This window comes from Saliphagus sp. LR7 (genome assembly GCF_003344565.1).
Lineage (GTDB): Archaea > Halobacteriota > Halobacteria > Halobacteriales > Natrialbaceae > Saliphagus > Saliphagus infecundisoli.
Map to the genome: position 1 here is coordinate 1 of NZ_QPND01000011.1, position 17,461 is coordinate 17,461.

Consider the following 17,461-nt stretch of genomic DNA (forward strand, 5'->3'; position numbering starts at 1 on the left):
ATTGTACTTCCGCGAACTGATTCCCTTGAACCAGTTGGCGAGAAGTGACGGGGCGTGCTTCGGTGGGCTACTCACGAACAAATGAACGTGGTCGGGTTGGACGGTGAGGTCAACAATCTCCAACCCTCAGCCGTTCGTAGCAACATAGCCCAGACGCACTATGCCTACCGCTCGACCCGCGCCTGAAGACGCGGGTATGCGCTCGCACTATGTATCATAACAGATACTAGAGGATCGCGACCGGTGTGTTACCTCCTGCCACCGTCTGTAACACGGATCGATCACCGTGGAAAGTCATGTCAAGGAGCATCGGATCCCCCTCTTCGATGAGAGAGCGGTTCACGGCTCCCCGCCGAGTGTAACCTCGAACCGTTCGATCGTCGTCCCGTCGGGCTCCCGAAGGTGCCCCGAGAGCCCCTCGTCGGTCGGCGAGAGCGTCGCGAACCCGGGGCGATTCCCCCGAGGCTGGACGTGGCTCCCCGGATTCAACAGGGTCACGTCGCCGGCCACCGTCACGCCGGGGCGGTGGCTGTGTCCCGAGACGACGAGGTCGGCCGCCCGCGAGCGCCCGAACAGCTCGAGGCCGGTCTCCCCGCCGTCGCGGCGGTGGGTGAGGGCGACCCGGACACCCTCGTACTCGACGGATCGGGTTTCGGGCAGGCGCTCTCGGAGGGTCCCGGAGTCGGCGTTGCCGTGGACGGCGACCAGTCGCTCGGCCTCCTCGCGGAAGGCGGCGTGGACCCGCTCGGTCGTGAAGTCGCCGGCGTGGACCACGAGGTCGGCATCGCGGGCGGCCTCGAGAGCCGGTCCCTCGAGACGGTGGCCGTCGGTCGCGTGGGTGTCGGCGTAGATCGCGAGCACGGCCGGAGTACGGCGCGGGGGGTTACGGGCGTTACGACCGGGTCCGTCCCGGCAGACGAACCGCCCACGTTTTTGACGGTTCGCCCGAAACGGGGGTCGATGGCCAGTAGCACCTCGGTGGTTCTCGCCGCGCTGTTCGCCAACGGCGCGATCGCGATCCTGAAGTTCGGCGGCTTTCTCCTGACCGGAAGTCCCGCGATGCTCTCAGAGACCTACCACTCGATTTCCGACACCGGCAACCAGGTCTTCCTGTTGATCGGGATCAAGTACGGCGCCCAGGACGCGAACCGCACGCATCCGTTCGGCCACGGGAAGGCCCAGTTCTTCTACAGCTTCCTCGTCAGCGTCATTCTCTTCGGCATCGCCGGCTGGGAGAGCGCGAGACACGGCTACGAGGCGCTCCAGGAGGGGGGCGTCCACCGGGCCGCCGGGGACGTCACGCTGCTTGGAGCGACGTTCGATCCCGTCTACGTCAACTACGTCGTCCTGATCGGAGCGATCGTCTTCGAGACCTACGCGCTCAAGAAGGCCAACGACGGACTGAGCCGCCAGATGGACGAACACGGCTGGGAGACGTACCGCGAGGCGTTTCGCAAGACCAGCGACGTGACGACGCTTACGGCCTTCACCGAGGACTCGATCGCCCTCGCCGGCGCCGGGATCGCCCTCGCGGGGGTCTACCTGACCCGAGTCACCGGAAACGGGCTGTACGACGCTGCCGCGGCGCTGCTCATCGGCTTTCTCCTGATGGGATTCGCCATCGCACTGGCCTGGGAGAACAAGCGCCTGCTGCTCGGCGAGAGCCTCCCCGCGCCCGCCGAGAGCGAACTACGGGACATAATCGCCGACGGCGACGGGGTCCGCGAGATCGTCGACTTCCGGACGGTCTACTTCGGTCCCGAGGAACTCCTGGTCGTCGCCGACGTCCGGTTCGACCCCGGACTCGACACCGGCGAGATCGACGACCGGATCACCGAGATCGAGGCCGCACTGACCGCGCACAGCAGCCAGGTGCAGCGGGTCTACGTCGAGCCGGAGTAGTCGGGTCCGTCTCGACGACGGCGGGCGCCGGTTCGCTCTCAACGGTGGCGGGTTAGCCTTATATTCGAGAAGCCATCAGACAGAGATGTGTCCGAGACTGCCGGGTACATGCGCTTTTTCCCCTACGATCGCCCCTACGAGAACCAGCGGGAGGCGATGGACCGCGTCTACAACTCCCTGGTGCGCGGCCAGGACGTCCTCTTCGAGGGGGCCTGTGGGACCGGCAAGACGCTCTCGGCGCTCGTGCCGGCCCTTGAGGTCGCCCGCGAGCAGGACAAGACCGTGGTGATCACGACAAGCGTCCACCAGCAGATGCGCCAGTTCGTCGAGGAGGCCCGCGCGATCACCCGGAAAGAGGAGCTTCGAGCGGTCGTCTTCAAGGGCAAGGGGTCGATGTGTCACATCGACGTCGGCTACGAGGAGTGCCAGACCCTTCGGGACACCACCCGCTCGCTGGTCGAGGACGAACGCGACCGGGCCCGCCTCGAACGCCGCCAGCGTGAACTGCTCGCCGAGAGCCGGGAAGGGAGTGAGGAAGCAGCGGACGCCCGGGGCGCTGTGATGGAAGAACTCGAGTCGCTCGACGAGGAGATCGAGGACGTCGAGGACGCCAACGTCTGTGAGTACTACCGGAACAACCTGAAGGAGGACACCGACGACTTCTTCGCCTGGCTGTTCGACGACGTCCGCCGTCCCGACGAGATCTACGAGTACGCAGAACGCGAGGGGTTCTGTGGCTACGAACTCCTCAAGGAGGGAATGGAAGGGATCGACCTCGTCGTCTGTAACTACCACCACCTGCTCGACTCGGGGATCCGCGAGCAGTTTTTCCGGTGGCTCGGCCGCGATCCCGACGACGTCATCGCGGTCTTCGACGAGGCCCACAACGTCGAGGACGCCGCCCGCGATCACGCGACCCGGACCTGCTCGGAGCGGACGTTCGACCAGGCCATCGAGGAACTCGAGGACAGCAGCGATCCCCGAACGGGCGACGCCGCGAACGTCCTTGGAGCCTTTCGAGCGGCCCTCGTCGAGACCTACGAGGACTCCTTCGGGTTCGGCGACCGCGAGGGAGTCGGCGAGGGCTGGGAGGACGTTTCGGTCGCCAACGACGGCCGACGGGACGACCTCACGCTCGCCTTCCTGCAGGCGTATTCGGGCCAGGGGATCGACGACGACCTCGACACTGCGCTCGCGCTCGGGGGGGACCTGGACGAGGAGTACGAGGAGGCCTACCGCGAGGGCGAGACCGCCACGCGAACCGAGTGTCAGACCCTCCAGGCCGCCTCGTTCGTGAGCGCGTGGATGGACGAGGGCGACAGCCGGGGACTGTATCCCGTCGTCGCCGTCAGCCGCGACGCGGGCACCGACGAGGTCTATGGTCGCGCGGAACTCTACACCTGCCTCCCCCGGACGGTCACCGGCGAACTGTTCGAGGAAGTGGCCTCGACGGTCCTGATGAGCGCGACCCTCCAGCCGTTCGACGTCACCGAGGACGTCCTCGGAATAGAGGAGCCGGTCACGATGGCCTACGGCCTGGGATTCCCCGAGGAACACAGGAGAACGTACGCCGTCGAGACCCCCGCGCTGTTCGCGAGCGACCGGGACGACCCCGCGGTCGTCGGCGAGGTCTCGGGGACGGTCGGCGACGCCGTCCGCCTCACTCCCGGTAACACCCTCGCGTTCTTCCCGAACTACGCCGAGGCCGCGAAGTACGCCGAGCGTCTGGGCGGCGAACTCGAGGGGACGACGATCTACCTCGACGAGCCCGGAGTCGCCGCCGAGGACCTTCGAAAGCGGTTCGTCGCGGACGACGACGCCCTGCTCTGTACCTCGCTGTGGGGCACGCTCGCGGAGGGGGTGAGCTTCGACGGCGAGGACGCCCGAACAGTATTAGTCGTCGGCGTCCCCTACCCCCACCTCGACGACCGCGCGGAGGCGGTCCAGGACGCCTACGACGAGGCGTTCGAGGGGACCGACACGGGCTGGCGCTACGCCGTCGAGATTCCCACCGTCAGGAAGACCCGCCAGGCCCTCGGGCGGGTAATCCGCAGCCCCGAGGAGGTCGGCGTCCGGGCGCTGCTCGATCGCCGCTACTCCCGGCGGGCGAAATCGGACCTGGGCAAGTACAGCGTCAACGGCACCTTCCCCCACGAGGAACGCGAGGAGCTCATCGATATCGCGCCCGACAAGCTTAAGTTCGCGATGTTGAACTTCTACACCGACCACGAGGCGTATCCGGGCGAGCCGCCCGCGCCCTGAGCCTCCATCCGTTCGTCCGTTCTCGACTCGGCCGGAGCGGCCGCGCCGCCCGGCGGATATCATGAAACGCGAACCCGAAACGACGATCGCACAGTACGCCAACGACGCCCGCGTTCTCGAGGAACTCCACGCCGTCCCACCCTATCGGGTTTACGAGGTCTCCCTTGACGGCCGGCGGGGAGTCCTCAAGATCGACGACCACTCGCGGGGGCACGCGGCCGACGAGGGACGGGTCCACGCTTTCGTCGCGAGCGAGACCTCTATGGAGGTCCCGAACGTGATCGCCGTCGGCGACGACCACTACGTGACCGACTGGGAGGATGCGTTCGAGGGCTCGCCGACGCCGATCGAGGAGGAGTGGGCCCACATCGCCGGAGCGTGGCTCGGGGGACTCCACGCCGACACCGCGGACGCCTTCCCGGGGTTCGGACGTCCCCGTGACCACGGGACCAGACTGACGATCGACGTCCACGACCGCTGGACCGACGCCGCCCGGGAACGGATCGCGTATCACCAGGAGTTCCTCGAAACGGTCGGCCACGCGGACGTCGCCGACGCAGTCGATCGGTTTCTGGGCGAGAACCCGGGGGTCTTCGAGGGCTGTGGCGGGCCGGTTCTTTGTCACGGCGACGTCCACCCCGAACACCTCTCCCGGACCGACGGCGGAACCGCGACCGCGATCGATTTCGAACACGCGCTGGGTGCGCCCGCGGAGTACGACTACTGGCGGGCGGCGACGCCGTACTTCGAGGCGGCGGACGGCGTGGGGACGTCGGCGCTCCGGGCGTTCCAGGCGGGGTACGAATCGGTCCGCGAGCTTCCCGCGGGGATCGAGGAGCGCCGGCCCGCCTTCCGTCTGCTGAACCTCGTCGCCTTTCTCGAGTCCCTGTACCTCCAGGAGAACCTCGGAGCGGACGAACGGGAGCGACGCGCCGAGAACATGCGGCGGCTGATCGTCGAGACCGTAGAGGACGCGGGCGGCTGAGTCGCCCGTCAGGCCGGCAGCGAGACGCTGCTCACCGGCAGCTCGTAGGTTCCGTCCCAAAACTCGAGTTCGCCCACGGTCCAGGTCACCGGCTCGATCGAGCGGTCGGCGAGCCGGCGGGCAGCCTCCGGGTCCCCGCCGCGGGCGAGGGTGACGTGGGGGACGTAGTCGTCGCCCTCGAGCCCCGCGACGGGATCGAAGACGTCGGCGAGATCGGCGTGGATCGCCTCGAGGCCGGGGCTCTCGACGGCCAGATAGACGACGGGCGCGCTTCCCAGCGGCGGGTCGGCGAAGCAGTCGATTCCCGTGATTCGGGCCTCGACGGCGGGGGCGCCCTCGAGAGCGCGGTGGACCCGCCGCCCCAGGGCGGACACCGGCCGATCCTCGTCGGTGGCGAGGCGTTTGACGAGCAGCGAGTGGGTCTCGCGGACGGTCTCGAAGCCGACGAGCCGGGGGTAGAGCCGGGAGGCGAGTTCGCGGACGCGCCCCGGGACCGGGGCGTTGACGCTGTACACGCGGGCGGCTACGGCGGGGGCCGATATGAGTTCGGCGGTCGTCGGCTCGATCGGGAGAACGTGTGATTCGGGCGTCATCTCGGGCGCTAACCGGAGGTCAGTCGGAAAGATCTATTTAGGGGGCCCCTCCATCGGAGGGTAATGGACGCCAAAGCGGTCAGGGTGCTGCTTTGCTGTCTCGTGGTGCTGTGGGGGGCCGGCGCGGCGGTCGGCCCGGCGCTCGCCGCCGCCGACGCCGTGGGTGGGTCGGACGGGGCGAGCCAGGCATCCGCCCCGACCGGGGTGGTGAGCACGGCCCAGGAGAGCGGCGCCGCGGACGACGGGGAAACCTCGGACGACGGGGACGACGAACCCTCGATAGACGGGTTCGACGAGGTCAACGTCGCGATCGACCTCCGGGGCAACGGGTCGGCCGCGTGGACGATCGAGTATCGCTACCGCCTCGACGACGAGAACGCGACGGCCGACTGGGAGAGCCTCAGCGAGAACGTCAGCGATCGACCGGGCGAGTACATCCTCATGTTCCGCGAGCGAAACGCGGGGCTGGTCTCCGACGCAGAGAACGCGACCGACCGCAACATGTCGACGTCGAACTACTCGGTCGAGACCGAGGAGAGTTCCTCGCCCCAGGCCTACGGCTACGTTCGGTTTACCTTCGAGTGGTCGGCGTTCGCTCTCGTCGAGGTCAACCGGATCGAGGCCGGGCCGGCCCTCTCGGGCTTTACGATGGACGAACGGACCCAGCTCGCCGTCTCCTGGCCCGAGGAGTACGAGAACGTCACCGTCCAGCCCGAGCCCGACGACCAGAGCGGGAACAACGTCCTCTGGTACGGCGACGAGACCCGCGAGTTCGTCGAGGGCGAACCGTACATCGAGCTGATCGCGACCGGCGGCGAACCCGTCGAGTCCGGCGAGCAAGAAGAGGAAGGGCTGCCCCTCACGTGGATGGTCGGCGCCGGCGCGTTGATGGTCGCCCTCGTCGTGCTCGGGGCGGCGGTCGCCGTCGTCTGGAGCCGAACGCGGACCGACGACGGGGGAGGGGCGGCCGAGGCCGAGCCGGCCCAGCCGGCTCCCGCCCCGACCCCCGACGACGGCGACGAGCCCGTTGAGTCGGCGTCGGCGCCGCCGCCGGAACTGCTGAGCAACGAGGAGCGGGTCCTGGGGCTGCTCGAGGACCACGGCGGCCGGATCAAACAACAGGAGGTCGTCACCGAACTCGACTGGACGGAGGCAAAGACGAGCCAGGTCGTAAGCGGGCTCCGCGAGGACGGCGAGATCGAGGTGTTCCGGATCGGCCGGGAGAACGTCCTCGCGGTGGACGACGGCGAAAGCGATACCGGCAGCGGTGCTGGCGACGCCGCCACGGACTCCGGCGGCCCCGCCGGCGACGGCTGATCCCCAAGATTTGCCCCGCCGGAAGGTTTTATTATCGATCCCGCTAGATGGTCACTCGATGATCGACGCCGCGTCCGCGCCACGCTCGCCGCAGGCGAGCGATGCGGCCGCCCGACGACCGCGACCGGGCCGGTAGGCCCACCATTATCCCCACTCCAGTTTCCGCGTTATCTCGTTCCCACAAATCGACGATTTTCCACGAAGCGACCGCTTTGTCCGTAAATTACGACATCCATACCGACGAGTTTAAGTCCGTTCTCCCGGTCCGTTCGGGTACGACATGACACGCGTTGCACTCGCGTTCTCGGGCGGGCTCGATACGACGGTCTGCGTCCCGTTGCTCGAGGAGGAGTACGGCTACGACGAGGTCGTCGGCGTCACGGTCGACGTCGGCCAGCCCGAAGAGGAATTCGAGGAGGCCGCAGAGACCGCCGACGCGCTCGGTCTGGACCACTACGTCGTCGACGCCAAAGCGGAGTTCGCCGACCTCTGTCTCGAGGGCGTGCGGGCGAACGCCACCTACCAGGGGTATCCCCTGGGGACGGCGCTCGCGCGGCCGGTGATCGCGGAGGCGATCCTCGGGGTCGCCGAGGACGAGGGCTGTGACGCGCTCGCCCACGGCTGTACGGGCAAGGGAAACGACCAGCTCCGGTTCGAGGCGATCTGGCGTGACTCCGATCTCGAGGTCTGTGCGCCCGTGCGCGAACTCGGACTCACCCGCGAGTGGGAACAGGAGTACGCCGCCGAACGCGACCTCCCCGTCGAGGGCGGGAGCGGCGGGAAGTGGTCGATCGACACCAACATCTGGAGCCGCTCGGTCGAGGGCGCAGAGCTCGAGGACCCGAGCTACGTCCCCGGCGAGGAGATCTACGAGTGGACCGAGAAACCCGGCGGGGACACCGAGGAGATAGAGATCACCTTCGAGGAGGGGTATCCGGTCGCCGTCGACGGCGAGGAGTACGAGCCCGTCGAACTGATCGAACAGCTAAACGAGCGTGCGGGCGCCTACGGCGTCGGGCGGACGGACTCGATGGAAGACCGGATGCTCGGGCTCAAAGTTCGCGAGAACTACGAACACCCCGCGGCGACGACCCTGCTCAACGCCCACGAGGCCCTGGAGGCGCTCGTGCTCACCCAGGAGGAACGCGAGTTCAAGCAGGGAATCGATCAGAAGTGGTCGAAGAAGGGGTACGAAGGGCTCGTGGACGCCCCGCTGGTCTCCGCGCTCGAGGGCTTCATCAACGAGACCCAGACGCGCGTGACCGGGACGGTGACGATCCGGTTCGAGGGCGGGCGTGCGCGCCCGGTCGGGCGCGACAGCGAGTACGCGGCGTATTCGGCCGAACACGCCTCGTTCAACACCGAGGCCGTCGGGAAGATCAGCCAGGAGGACGCCACCGGGGTCGCGAAATACCACGGCTTCCAGCGCCGCCTCGCGAACGCGGCGATCGAGGGGCAGAAAGACGCCGTCTCGGTCGCAACCGACGGCGGCGAGGCCGACGAAGCGAACGAGGAGTGATCCATGACGGGAGAGGACACCGAGGGCGTCGTCCGTCGGGACCGCTTCAGCGGCGGCCCCGCCCGGAGCTTCCTCTCTTCGCTTTCGGCCGACCGGCGGATCTTCGCGGCCGACATCGCGGTCGATCGCGCGCACGTGGTGATGCTCGCTGAGTGCGGGATCATCGGGAGCGAGGTCGCCGGCGAGATCCTCGAGGCGTTGGACGGGATCGAGGACGCGAGTCACGGGGCGTTACCGGAAGGCGAGGACGTTCACGAGGCCATCGAGACCGCAGTGATCGAGCGCGTCGGCGAGGAGGGCGGGCGGATGCACACCGCCCGGTCGCGCAACGACGAGGTCGCGACCTGCATCCGCTACCGCCTCCGCGAGGACGTACTCGAGGCCCTGGAGGCGACCCTCGATCTCCGGGAGGCCCTCCGGACCGTCGCCCGCGAGTACGTCGGAACGACGATGCCCGGCTACACCCATCTCCAGCCCGCCCAGCCGATCACGGTCGCCCACTGGGCGCTCTCCTATGAGCAGGCCGTGAGCCGCGACACCGAACGCTTGCTCGACGCCTACGGCCGGGTGAACCGCTCGCCGCTGGGCGCCGCAGCCTTTGCGGGGACGACGTTCGACGTCGACCGCGAGCGCGTCGCCAATCTTCTGGGGTTCGACTCCGTGCTCGAGAACTCGATGGACGCCGCCTCGAGTCGGGACTTCCTGCTCGAGACGACGGCGGCGCTCTCCGCGCTCGCGACCACCCTCTCGGGGCTCGCCGAGGACCTCGTCGTCTTCGCGAGCCGGGGGTTCGTCGAGGTCGACGACGACTACGCCTCGACGTCGTCAATCATGCCCCAGAAGAAGAATCCCGACAGCCTCGAGCTCGTTCGCGCGGTCGCGGGCGACGCCGCCGGCGGCGTAAGCGGGCTCGCGACGACGCTGAAGGGACTTCCCCGCGCGTACAACATCGACCTCCAGCGGGCGACACCCCACGCCTGGGAGACCGTCGATGCCGTGGGCGAGGCGACGACCGTTGCCGCGGGCGCCGTGGCGACCGCCGACTGGAACGAGGAAGTACTCGCTGCCGAGGCGGGCGCAGGCTTTTCGACGGCGACCGGCGTCGCCGACCTGCTCGCGGCCGAGGGGCTCCCGTTCCGGACCGCCCACGAGATGGTCGCGGTCGCCGCCGAGAACGGGGCCGACTACGACGCGCTCGATGCTGCCTCCCGGGAGGTCCTCGGCGAATCCCTCGAGAGCTACGTCGAACCGGCGGCCGTCGAGGCTGCCCTCGACCCCGCCGAGAGCGTCGCGAGCCGGGACTCGCTCGGCGGGCCGGCCCCCCAGGCGGTCGAGGCGAGCCTCGAAGCGAGCGCCGACGGCCTCGCGGCCGATCGCGAGCGGGTAGCCGAGCGCCGGGAGGCCATCGAGGCGGCCCGGGTCGCCCTCGGGGAGGAGGTGGCCGGCTATGTCTGAAGCAGCCGTCCTTCGACGGCCGCCACCGCCGTCCCCGCCGGGGGACGAACTACCGACACCATGATACGACGGCTTCCAACCGGCACGCGGCAGGGCTCTCCCGCGAGTAGACGACGGTGCAGATAGTATAATTTTTCTGGTAAGTTCGAAGGGTTTAAGGTACGTCGTCTCCCAGGTAGGGGTACGATGACCGAATGTGTCGAGTGTGGGGCGGACGTGACCCTGCACGACGATCTGGAGGTCGGAGAGATAGTCGACTGTACCACCTGTGGCGCGGAGTTGGAAGTCGTCGAGACCGAGCCGCCAGTCCTCGAGCGAGCCCCGGAGCTCGAAGAGGACTGGGGTGAGTGAGCGTGGGAACCGTCACAGCCACATTCCCCGCCATCGACGGCCACGACCGACATAGCGATACCAGCGACCACGAACACGCGACCCATCGGAGCGAACGCAGCCAATGAACGTCGGCATCCTCTACTCGCGGATCCGCAAGGACGAGAAGCTCCTGCTGTCGGAGCTTCGCGACCGGGGCCACGACGTGACCAAGATCGACGTCCGCAAACAGCGGTTCAACTTAGCGGAGGCACCCGAGGCCTTCGCCGAGTTGGACATCGTCGTTGATCGCTGTCTGGCAACCAGCCGGAGCCTCTATGCGACCCGCTTCTGTGAGGCCTACGGCGTCCCCGTCGTCAACAGCCACGACACTGCGGAAGTCTGCTCGGACAAGGTCAAGAACAGTCTGGCCCTCGAAGCGGCGGGCGTCCCGACGCCGAACACGGACGTCGCCTTCACCACCGAGGCCGCCCTCGAGTCGATCGAGGCGTTCGGCTACCCCTGCGTCCTCAAGCCGGTGATCGGCTCGTGGGGCCGGCTGATGGCGAAGATCGACTCGAGAGACGCCGCCGAAGCCATCCTCGAACACAAGGCGACGCTCGGCCACTACGAGCACAAGGTGTTCTACGTCCAGGAGTTCGTCGAGAAGCCCGGACGCGACGTTCGCGTGCTCGCCATCGACGGCGAGCCCATCGCCGCGATGGCGCGCTCGTCGGATCACTGGCTCACGAACGCCGCCAAGGGGGCCGAAACCGAGCCCTTCGAACTCGATGCCCGTGCCGAGGAACTCGTCGCCGAGGCGAGCGCCGCGGTCGGCGGCGGCTTGCTGGGTGTGGACCTGATGGAAGCCGGTGACGACTACACCGTCCACGAGGTCAACCACACCGTCGAGTTCAAAGCCCTGGATGGCGCCGTCGAGGAAGACGTCGCGGGACGGGTCGTCGACTGGCTGGAGGAGACCGCGGCCTCGGCGGCCGACGACGGGATCGAGGTGACCGCCTGATGGCGACGGGTGCGGGAACGCGGGAGGAAGAAGCGGAGAGCGGGGAGACCGTCACCGCGAGCGTGATCGGCGGGAGCGGCTTCACCGGGGGGGAACTGCTCCGCATCCTTGCGGGCCACCCCAATTTCGAGATCAGGGAGGTCACGAGCCGGTCGAAAGCCGGCAAGAGCGTCGGCTCTGTCCATCCGCCGCTGCGGGGGACCGACCTGCGCTTTAGCGAACCCGACGATTTCGAGAGCGTCGACGTCCTCTTCGCCGCGACGCCCCACGGCGTCTCGATGGGGAGGATCGACGACTTCTTCGAGATCGCGGATACGGTCGTCGATCTCTCGGCGGACTTCCGGCTCGATACCGAAGCACAGTACGACGAGTGGTACGACGGCCACGACGCACCCGAATACCTCGAGCGGGCCGAGTACGCCCTCCCCGAGATCAACCGCGACAATCTCTCCGGTGCCGACCTGATCGCCGGCGGCGGCTGTAACGCCACCGCGACGATCCTGGGACTGTACCCGCTATTCGAGCACGATATTCTGGAAGGCGGAGAGCAGATCGTCGTCGACGTGAAAGTCGGCTCCTCGGAGGGCGGTGCGGGAGGCGGCGACGCCTCCTCGCATCCCGAACGGTCGGGCGTCGTCCGGCCGTACGCGCCGACGGGCCACCGCCACGAGGCCGAGATCGAGCAGTTCCTCGGCACCTCGGTGGCGTTTACGTGCCATGCCGTTGATATGGTCCGGGGCGCGAGCGCGACGAACCACGTCTTTCCCTCGGGGCCGGTCTCGAAAGGCGACCTCTGGTCTGCGTACAGAGACTGCTACGAGGACGAGCCGTTCGTCCGGATGGCCGCCGGCGGCTCCGGCGTCTATCGCTACCCCGAGCCCAAATCGGTGGCGGGGACCAACATGGCCGAGGTCGGCTTCGAACTCGATCCAGCCAACAAGAGAGTCGTCGTCTTCTCCGCGATCGACAACATGATGAAGGGCTCCGCGGGCCAGGCGGTCCACGCCGCCAACGTCGCGCTCGGATTCGAGGAGACCGCGGGCCTCGAGTTCGCGGGACTTCACCCCGTGGGGGCGCCCTGAGATGACTACGCCAAGACGTTCCTGCTCACGGTACTGCGCGGGCTGCGACTTGTCTAGTCACACTCGCCACCGGAGGTGGCTCGCGTGACTGTCGTAGTAAAGATCGGCGGCGCACGCGCCGTCGATCCCGCGGGCGCGCTCGCGGACGTCGCCTCCTTGGTCGAGGAGGGCCGAGAGGTCGTCCTCACCCACGGCGGCTCGACCGCCGTCGACGAAACTCTGGAGGAGCTCGGCCAGGAGCCGACCTACGTCGAGACCCCCGGCGGGGTCGTCGGGCGCTTTACCGACGAGGAGACGATGGACGTCTTCAAGATGGTCATGCCGGGGAAGCTGAACACCGACCTCGTCGAGAGTTTGCAGAACGAAGGCGTCGATGCGGTCGGGCTCTCGGGGACGGACGGCAAGCTGTTGGAAGGCAAACGCAAGTCCGCGGTTCGAGTGAAGGAGGACGGCAAGAAGAAGATCAAGCGCGGCGATCACTCGGGAAAGATCGAGTCCGTCAATTCCGATCTGCTCGAGACCCTCCTCGCGGACGGCTACACCCCGGTCGTCTCGGTCCCGATGCTGGGGAGAGAAAAGTCGGGCGGCTACACGGCGGTCAACGCCGACGCCGACCGCGCCGCGGCCGCCGTCGCCGGGGCGCTCGGTGCGGATCTCGTCGTGCTCACCGACGTCTCGGGGATCTACGAGGATCCCGACGACGAGGCGACGCGGATCGACTCCGCCTCGACCCCCAAGGAGTTCGCGGCCGTCGAGGCGGCCGCCGAGGGGTTCATGACGAAGAAGGTGATGGCCGCCCGGGAGGCGTTAGAGGGCGGTGCGACCTCCGTCATCGTCGCGAGTGCGAACGCCGACGAGCCGATCACGGCCGCGCTCGCGGGCGAGGGGACGACTCTCGAACCGGGTGCGCTCGCCGACGGCGAGACGGACGGCGAGGAGGTGGCCCAGTGAGCGACCTCGACTTCGTCTCCGGCGGGAAACCCATCCCCGTAGAGCGCGGCGAGGGTCCGTACCTCTACACGCCCGACGGGACCGAGTACCTCGATGCCGGCGCGAGCTACGCCTGCACGCCGCTGGGCCACTCCCATCCCGCGGTCGTCGAAGCGGTCCAGGAACAGATCGGCGAGCTGACGTTCGTCGATTCCTCCTACCCCGTCCAGGCTCGCGAGGACGCCTACGCCGCCCTCGTCGCGGCCGCACCCGACGGCCTCGAGAGCGCCTGGTTCTGTAACTCGGGGACGGAAGCCAACGAGGCTGCCCTGAAGTTCGCGCGGTCGGCGACGGGGAACTCGAGGATCGTCGCCGCGACCCGCTCCTTTCACGGACGGACGATGGGGGCGCTCGCGGCGACCTGGAAGGACAGTTACAAGGAGCCGTACGAGCCCCTGGCCGGCGACGTCGAGTTCGTCCCCTACGGCGACGGCGAGGAACTCGCGGGCGCCGTCGACGACGAGACGGCCGCGGTGATCCTCGAGCCGATCCAGGGCGAGGGCGGGATCAACGTTCCTCCGGAGGGGTATCTCGAGACCGCCCGCAAACTCACCGAGGAGGCCGGTGCGGCGCTGGTCTTCGACGAGGTCCAGACCGGAATGGGCCGCACCGGCTCGATGTGGGCCTGCGAAGGTGGGGGCGTCACGCCCGATATCCTCACGATGGCGAAAGGGCTCGGCAACGGGTTGCCGGTCGGCGCGCTCGCGGTCAGCGAGTGGGTCGCCGACGGCGCGGCCTCCCACAACGCGACGTTCAGCGGCGGGCCCGTCGTCTCCGCGGCCGTCGCGGCGACCGTCTCGACGATCGTCTCCGAGGAATGGCCCGCCCACGCCGCCCGTATCGGGGACTATCTCGCCGACGAACTCGAGTCCCGACTGGGCGACTCCGTGCGGGAGGTCCGCGGCGAGGGCCTGCTCGTCGGGATCGAGGTCAAACGCGGCGCGAACCGCGTCGCCCGCGATCTCGCGATGAATCAGCAGGTTCTCGCACTTCCGGCGGGCCGGACGGTGCTCCGGCTCCTCCCGCCGCTCGTGATCGAGGAGCCCCATGCCGATCAGCTCGTCGAGGCGATGGCCAGCGTGGTCGGGGAGGGCGAATCATGACCGCGGCGATGGATGACACCGCCGAGGTCTCCGACGAGGACGCCCGCGAACTGCTGGTCGATCTCGTCTCGCTCCCCTCGCCCTCCGGCGAGGAAAGCGATGCGGCCCAGCGCCTCGTCGAGTTCTTCGCGGCCAACGGACGGGAGGCCCGGATCGACGAGGTCGGCAACGTCCGCGCTCCCGCGGACGATTCCGTCCTGCTCACCTCCCACATCGACACCGTTCCCGGCGAGATCCCCGTCGAGGTCCGTCCTGCCTCCGGGGAGGACGTCGAGGTGGGGGTCGCCGACGAGGAAGGAGAGGACGTGCTGTGGGGTCGGGGCAGCGTCGATGCGACGGGTCCGCTGGCGGCGATGGCCGTCGCCGCCGCCCGGACCGGCGTCTCCTTCGTCGGCGTCGTCGGCGAGGAGACCGACTCGCGGGGTGCGCGTCATCTCGTCGCGGACCGAGCGGAACCCGGAGCGGTCGTCAACGGCGAGCCCAGCGGGACCACGGGAATCACGCTCGGCTACCGGGGCTTTCTCGCGGGAACCTACGTCGCGACCAGCGAGTCGGGCCACACCTCACGGCCCGAACCGAACGCGATCCAGCACGCGACCGGCTGGTGGAACGGGGTCGAGGACGCCTTCGAGACCGACGAGTACACGCCCGTCTTCGAGGGCGTGACCGCCAAACCGGTGGACATCGACGGCGGGATCAGCGCGGACGGTCTCTCGGTCGAGGCGACCCTCGAGGTCCAGTTGCGGATCCCGCCCTCGTTGGACGCCGAGAGCGTCAGAGAGACCGCCGAGGCCGGCCTCGAGATCGGCACCGTCACCTGGGCCGAGCCGATCCCGCCGGTGATGGAGAGTCCCCGGACCGAGGTCGCCCGCGCGTTCCGGGTCGCGATCCGGGCCGAGGCGGGCGATCCACGCCTCCTGCGGAAGACCGGGACGAGCGACATGAACCTCTATGCCGCAGACTGGGACTGCCCGATGGTCACCTACGGACCCGGCAACTCCGAACTGGATCACGCGCCCGACGAGCGCCTTTCTCTCGCCGAGTTCGACCGCTCGGTCGCGGTCCTGACCCGCGTCGCCAGCGAGATGGTGAGAGAGACATGACCGCCGACCACCTCCTCGACGTCGACGACCTCTCGCGCGAGGAACTCTTTGCCGTCCTCGATCGGGCTGAGGGATACAAACGTGCGCTCGCGGCCGACGAGGACCACGGCGACCTCGCCGGGAAGACGCTGGGCATGCTCTTCCAGAAGCCGAGCACCCGGACCCGGGTCTCCTTCGAGACCGGGATGACCCAGCTTGGGGGCCACGCCGTCTTCCTCGGCGAGGACGACATCCACCTGGGTCGGGGCGAGCCCCTCAAGGACACCGCCCGGACCCTCTCGCGGTACGTCGACTGCGTGATGGCACGCGTCTTCGACCACGAGAACTGCGAGGTGCTCGCGGAGTACGCCGACGTGCCCGTCGTCAACGGGCTGACCGACGACGCCCACCCCTGCCAGACGCTCGCCGACCTGCTGACGATTCGCGAGGAGCTAGGGGCGTTCGACGACGTCTCGGTCACGTGGATCGGCGACGGCAACAACGTCGCCCAGTCGTTCGCGCTCGGCTGTGCGCTCGCCGGGATCGACCTCACCGTCGTCACCCCGCCCGAACACCGGATCGACGAAGCCGTCGTCGAGCGCGCGGGGGAACTCGGCGAGGCCCCGGAGACGACGACCGATCCCGAGGGAACGATCGCGGACGCCGACGTCGTCTACACCGACGTCTGGGTGAGCATGGGCCAGGAGGACACCCGCGACACCCGCCTCGAGCGCTTCGAGGGGTTCCAGGTCAACGAGGACCTGCTCGCGGGCAGCGACGCGCGGGTCATGCACTGTCTGCCCGCCCACCGCGGCGAGGAGATCACCGATAGCGTCGTCGAGAGCGAGCGCTCGATCGTCTTCGATCAGGCCGAAAACCGCCTGCACGCCCAGAAGGCACTGCTCGCGACGCTCGTCGAGTGACCTACTCGAGGACGGCGTAACCGATTCCGAGGACGAGCCCGTAGACGGCGTGGCCGACGAGACTCGTCGGATCGAAGTTGGGGACCGGCGGAGCCATGGGAAAGCCGACCGTCGAGAGCCAGACCGGCATGACCAGGGCCGCCAGCAGGACCCAAACGACGACGCCGTAGACGAGCCCCGCCCCCGCGGCGGCCGGAACCGAGGGCGAGCGGCCCGACGCGACCAGGACGGCGGCGAAGACGACCCCCAGGACGGCGCCGTGGGCGACGTGAATCGCGAAGCCGGCGGCGCCGCCTGCGAGCCCGTACAGCGCCGGGATCGCGTTCTCGACGACGCCCGGCATCTGCATCGTCATCAGCGCGCCCATCGCGATGGCGCCGGCTATCCCAGCGATCGTGCCGGCCTGCCAGGGCGCGAGGGGGGTTGCGGTTCGGTCGTCCGTCGGAGTGGCGGTTTCGGATGCCATACGTCTCCATGGGTCGTGGGTATGTGTATCGGTATCCCGGTCTGGCGCGTCCCGAACACGACCGCGACAGCTACTCCGGGACGGCTGGGACGGCGACCTGAAGGTTCTTTGGGCGTCGGCGAGGGGTATCGAACGATGGCGGGACCGCTGTACGTAACGCCCGGCGAGCTCGGGGCCGACGCGATCATCGACGCCATCCACGACGGGCGCCGCGTCGTCGTGACGACGACCGTGCTCGGCGAGGACCACGAGGTGACGCTGCGCCACGACGGGGCGATCTACTACTGTGACACGCCGACGCGACTGCACCGCCACGAGACCGAATCGGAGATGCGCACGTGCATCCGGAACAACGGGTACGGACGCGAGGACGAGGATCCGAATGCGGACACCGGCGACGACAGGAGAGACGAGAGCCGCGGGTGACTCCCTGCGGGCGTTTTTTCGCC

17 protein-coding genes and 1 pseudogene are annotated in these 17,461 nt (G+C 68.5%); 14 read left to right on the top strand and 4 right to left on the bottom strand.

Going from position 1 to position 17,461, the window contains the following annotated elements; translation table 11 throughout:
- Together DVH23_RS14715 and DVH23_RS14720 are read right to left on the bottom strand one after the other, a co-directional pair.
- Positions 1–126 (bottom strand): annotated as a pseudogene (locus DVH23_RS14715) (transposase); the annotation flags it as partial.
- Between the two features lie 213 nt (positions 127–339).
- Entirely contained in the window at positions 340–861 is a 522-nt protein-coding gene (locus tag DVH23_RS14720) for a metallophosphoesterase (protein ID WP_114578194.1), read from the bottom strand.
- Positions 862–960: 99 nt separating this feature from the next.
- Between DVH23_RS14720 and DVH23_RS14725 the strand changes: the two genes are divergently transcribed.
- The 3 genes from DVH23_RS14725 (at position 961) to DVH23_RS14735 (ending at position 5,149) form a co-directional block, all read left to right on the top strand.
- Positions 961–1,902, top strand: a complete 942-nt coding sequence (locus tag DVH23_RS14725; RefSeq protein WP_114578195.1) for a cation diffusion facilitator family transporter — start codon at positions 961–963, stop codon at positions 1,900–1,902.
- A gap of 87 nt (positions 1,903–1,989) precedes the next feature.
- A complete protein-coding gene (locus tag DVH23_RS14730) occupies positions 1,990–4,164 on the top strand; it encodes an ATP-dependent DNA helicase (RefSeq protein WP_114578196.1) in 2,175 nt (724 codons plus the stop codon).
- Positions 4,165–4,225: 61 nt separating this feature from the next.
- Positions 4,226–5,149 carry a phosphotransferase family protein gene (locus DVH23_RS14735; RefSeq protein WP_114578197.1) on the top strand — a complete coding sequence of 308 codons (924 nt, stop codon included), beginning with the start codon at positions 4,226–4,228 and terminating at the stop codon, positions 5,147–5,149.
- Between the two features lie 8 nt (positions 5,150–5,157).
- Here DVH23_RS14735 and DVH23_RS14740 read toward each other — a convergent pair whose 3' ends face one another.
- Positions 5,158–5,664, bottom strand: a complete 507-nt coding sequence (locus DVH23_RS14740; RefSeq protein ID WP_114578321.1) for a 2'-5' RNA ligase family protein — start codon at positions 5,662–5,664, stop codon at positions 5,158–5,160.
- A gap of 141 nt (positions 5,665–5,805) precedes the next feature.
- Between DVH23_RS14740 and DVH23_RS14745 the strand changes: the two genes are divergently transcribed.
- The 10 genes from DVH23_RS14745 to argF all read left to right on the top strand — a co-directional run bounded on the left by DVH23_RS14745 (position 5,806) and on the right by argF (position 16,546).
- The gene (locus DVH23_RS14745; protein ID WP_114578198.1) at positions 5,806–7,059 is read left to right on the top strand and encodes a hypothetical protein; all 1,254 of its coding nucleotides are present in this window, start codon (positions 5,806–5,808) and stop codon (positions 7,057–7,059) included.
- A gap of 280 nt (positions 7,060–7,339) precedes the next feature.
- Positions 7,340–8,578, top strand: a complete 1,239-nt coding sequence (locus DVH23_RS14750; RefSeq protein ID WP_114578199.1) for an argininosuccinate synthase — start codon at positions 7,340–7,342, stop codon at positions 8,576–8,578.
- Positions 8,579–8,581: 3 nt separating this feature from the next.
- Positions 8,582–10,033, top strand: coding sequence for an argininosuccinate lyase (argH, locus tag DVH23_RS14755; protein ID WP_114578200.1), 1,452 nt, complete (start codon positions 8,582–8,584; stop codon positions 10,031–10,033).
- Positions 10,034–10,219: 186 nt separating this feature from the next.
- The gene (lysW, locus tag DVH23_RS14760; protein WP_114578201.1) at positions 10,220–10,384 is read left to right on the top strand and encodes a lysine biosynthesis protein LysW; all 165 of its coding nucleotides are present in this window, start codon (positions 10,220–10,222) and stop codon (positions 10,382–10,384) included.
- Between the two features lie 103 nt (positions 10,385–10,487).
- On the top strand, positions 10,488–11,366 hold the full coding sequence (gene lysX, locus DVH23_RS14765; RefSeq protein WP_114578202.1) for a lysine biosynthesis protein LysX: 879 nt from the start codon (positions 10,488–10,490) through the stop codon (positions 11,364–11,366).
- On the top strand, positions 11,366–12,448 hold the full coding sequence (argC, locus tag DVH23_RS14770) for an N-acetyl-gamma-glutamyl-phosphate reductase (RefSeq protein ID WP_114578203.1): 1,083 nt from the start codon (positions 11,366–11,368) through the stop codon (positions 12,446–12,448). The genes lysX and argC overlap by 1 nt, the downstream gene beginning before the upstream one ends.
- An 84-nt stretch (positions 12,449–12,532) precedes the next feature.
- A complete protein-coding gene (locus DVH23_RS14775) occupies positions 12,533–13,399 on the top strand; it encodes an acetylglutamate/acetylaminoadipate kinase (RefSeq protein ID WP_114578322.1) in 867 nt (288 codons plus the stop codon).
- Positions 13,396–14,541 carry an aspartate aminotransferase family protein gene (locus DVH23_RS14780; RefSeq protein ID WP_114578204.1) on the top strand — a complete coding sequence of 382 codons (1,146 nt, stop codon included), beginning with the start codon at positions 13,396–13,398 and terminating at the stop codon, positions 14,539–14,541. The genes DVH23_RS14775 and DVH23_RS14780 overlap by 4 nt, the downstream gene beginning before the upstream one ends.
- Entirely contained in the window at positions 14,538–15,644 is a 1,107-nt protein-coding gene (locus tag DVH23_RS14785; RefSeq protein ID WP_198667940.1) for a [LysW]-lysine hydrolase, read from the top strand. The genes DVH23_RS14780 and DVH23_RS14785 overlap by 4 nt, the downstream gene beginning before the upstream one ends.
- Entirely contained in the window at positions 15,641–16,546 is a 906-nt protein-coding gene (argF, locus tag DVH23_RS14790) for an ornithine carbamoyltransferase (RefSeq protein WP_114578205.1), read from the top strand. The genes DVH23_RS14785 and argF overlap by 4 nt, the downstream gene beginning before the upstream one ends.
- A gap of 1 nt (position 16,547) precedes the next feature.
- On the opposite strand, the gene DVH23_RS14795 is transcribed toward argF, so the two are convergent.
- A complete protein-coding gene (locus DVH23_RS14795; protein ID WP_114578206.1) occupies positions 16,548–17,012 on the bottom strand; it encodes a histidine kinase in 465 nt (154 codons plus the stop codon).
- A gap of 135 nt (positions 17,013–17,147) precedes the next feature.
- Between DVH23_RS14795 and DVH23_RS14800 the strand changes: the two genes are divergently transcribed.
- Positions 17,148–17,438 (top strand): hypothetical protein, encoded by a 291-nt coding sequence (locus DVH23_RS14800; RefSeq protein ID WP_114578207.1) that lies wholly within the window; start codon positions 17,148–17,150, stop codon positions 17,436–17,438.
- Positions 17,439–17,461: the final 23 nt, after the last annotated feature.

What these genes read in the sequence shown, in the direction of transcription:
- lysW (WP_114578201.1), top strand. Translation starts at nt 10,220, where the DNA reads ATGACCGAATGTGTCGAGTGTGGGGCGGACGTGACCCTGCACGACGAT.
- argC (WP_114578203.1), top strand. Translation starts at nt 11,366, where the DNA reads ATGGCGACGGGTGCGGGAACGCGGGAGGAAGAAGCGGAGAGCGGGGAG.
- DVH23_RS14750 (WP_114578199.1), top strand. Translation starts at nt 7,340, where the DNA reads ATGACACGCGTTGCACTCGCGTTCTCGGGCGGGCTCGATACGACGGTC.
- DVH23_RS14745 (WP_114578198.1), top strand. Translation starts at nt 5,806, where the DNA reads ATGGACGCCAAAGCGGTCAGGGTGCTGCTTTGCTGTCTCGTGGTGCTG.
- argF (WP_114578205.1), top strand. Translation starts at nt 15,641, where the DNA reads ATGACCGCCGACCACCTCCTCGACGTCGACGACCTCTCGCGCGAGGAA.
- DVH23_RS14800 (WP_114578207.1), top strand. Translation starts at nt 17,148, where the DNA reads ATGGCGGGACCGCTGTACGTAACGCCCGGCGAGCTCGGGGCCGACGCG.
- DVH23_RS14735 (WP_114578197.1), top strand. Translation starts at nt 4,226, where the DNA reads ATGAAACGCGAACCCGAAACGACGATCGCACAGTACGCCAACGACGCC.
- lysX (WP_114578202.1), top strand. Translation starts at nt 10,488, where the DNA reads ATGAACGTCGGCATCCTCTACTCGCGGATCCGCAAGGACGAGAAGCTC.
- DVH23_RS14725 (WP_114578195.1), top strand. Translation starts at nt 961, where the DNA reads ATGGCCAGTAGCACCTCGGTGGTTCTCGCCGCGCTGTTCGCCAACGGC.
- DVH23_RS14785 (WP_198667940.1), top strand. Translation starts at nt 14,538, where the DNA reads ATGACCGCGGCGATGGATGACACCGCCGAGGTCTCCGACGAGGACGCC.
- DVH23_RS14795 (WP_114578206.1), bottom strand. Translation starts at nt 17,012, where the DNA reads ATGGCATCCGAAACCGCCACTCCGACGGACGACCGAACCGCAACCCCC.
- argH (WP_114578200.1), top strand. Translation starts at nt 8,582, where the DNA reads ATGACGGGAGAGGACACCGAGGGCGTCGTCCGTCGGGACCGCTTCAGC.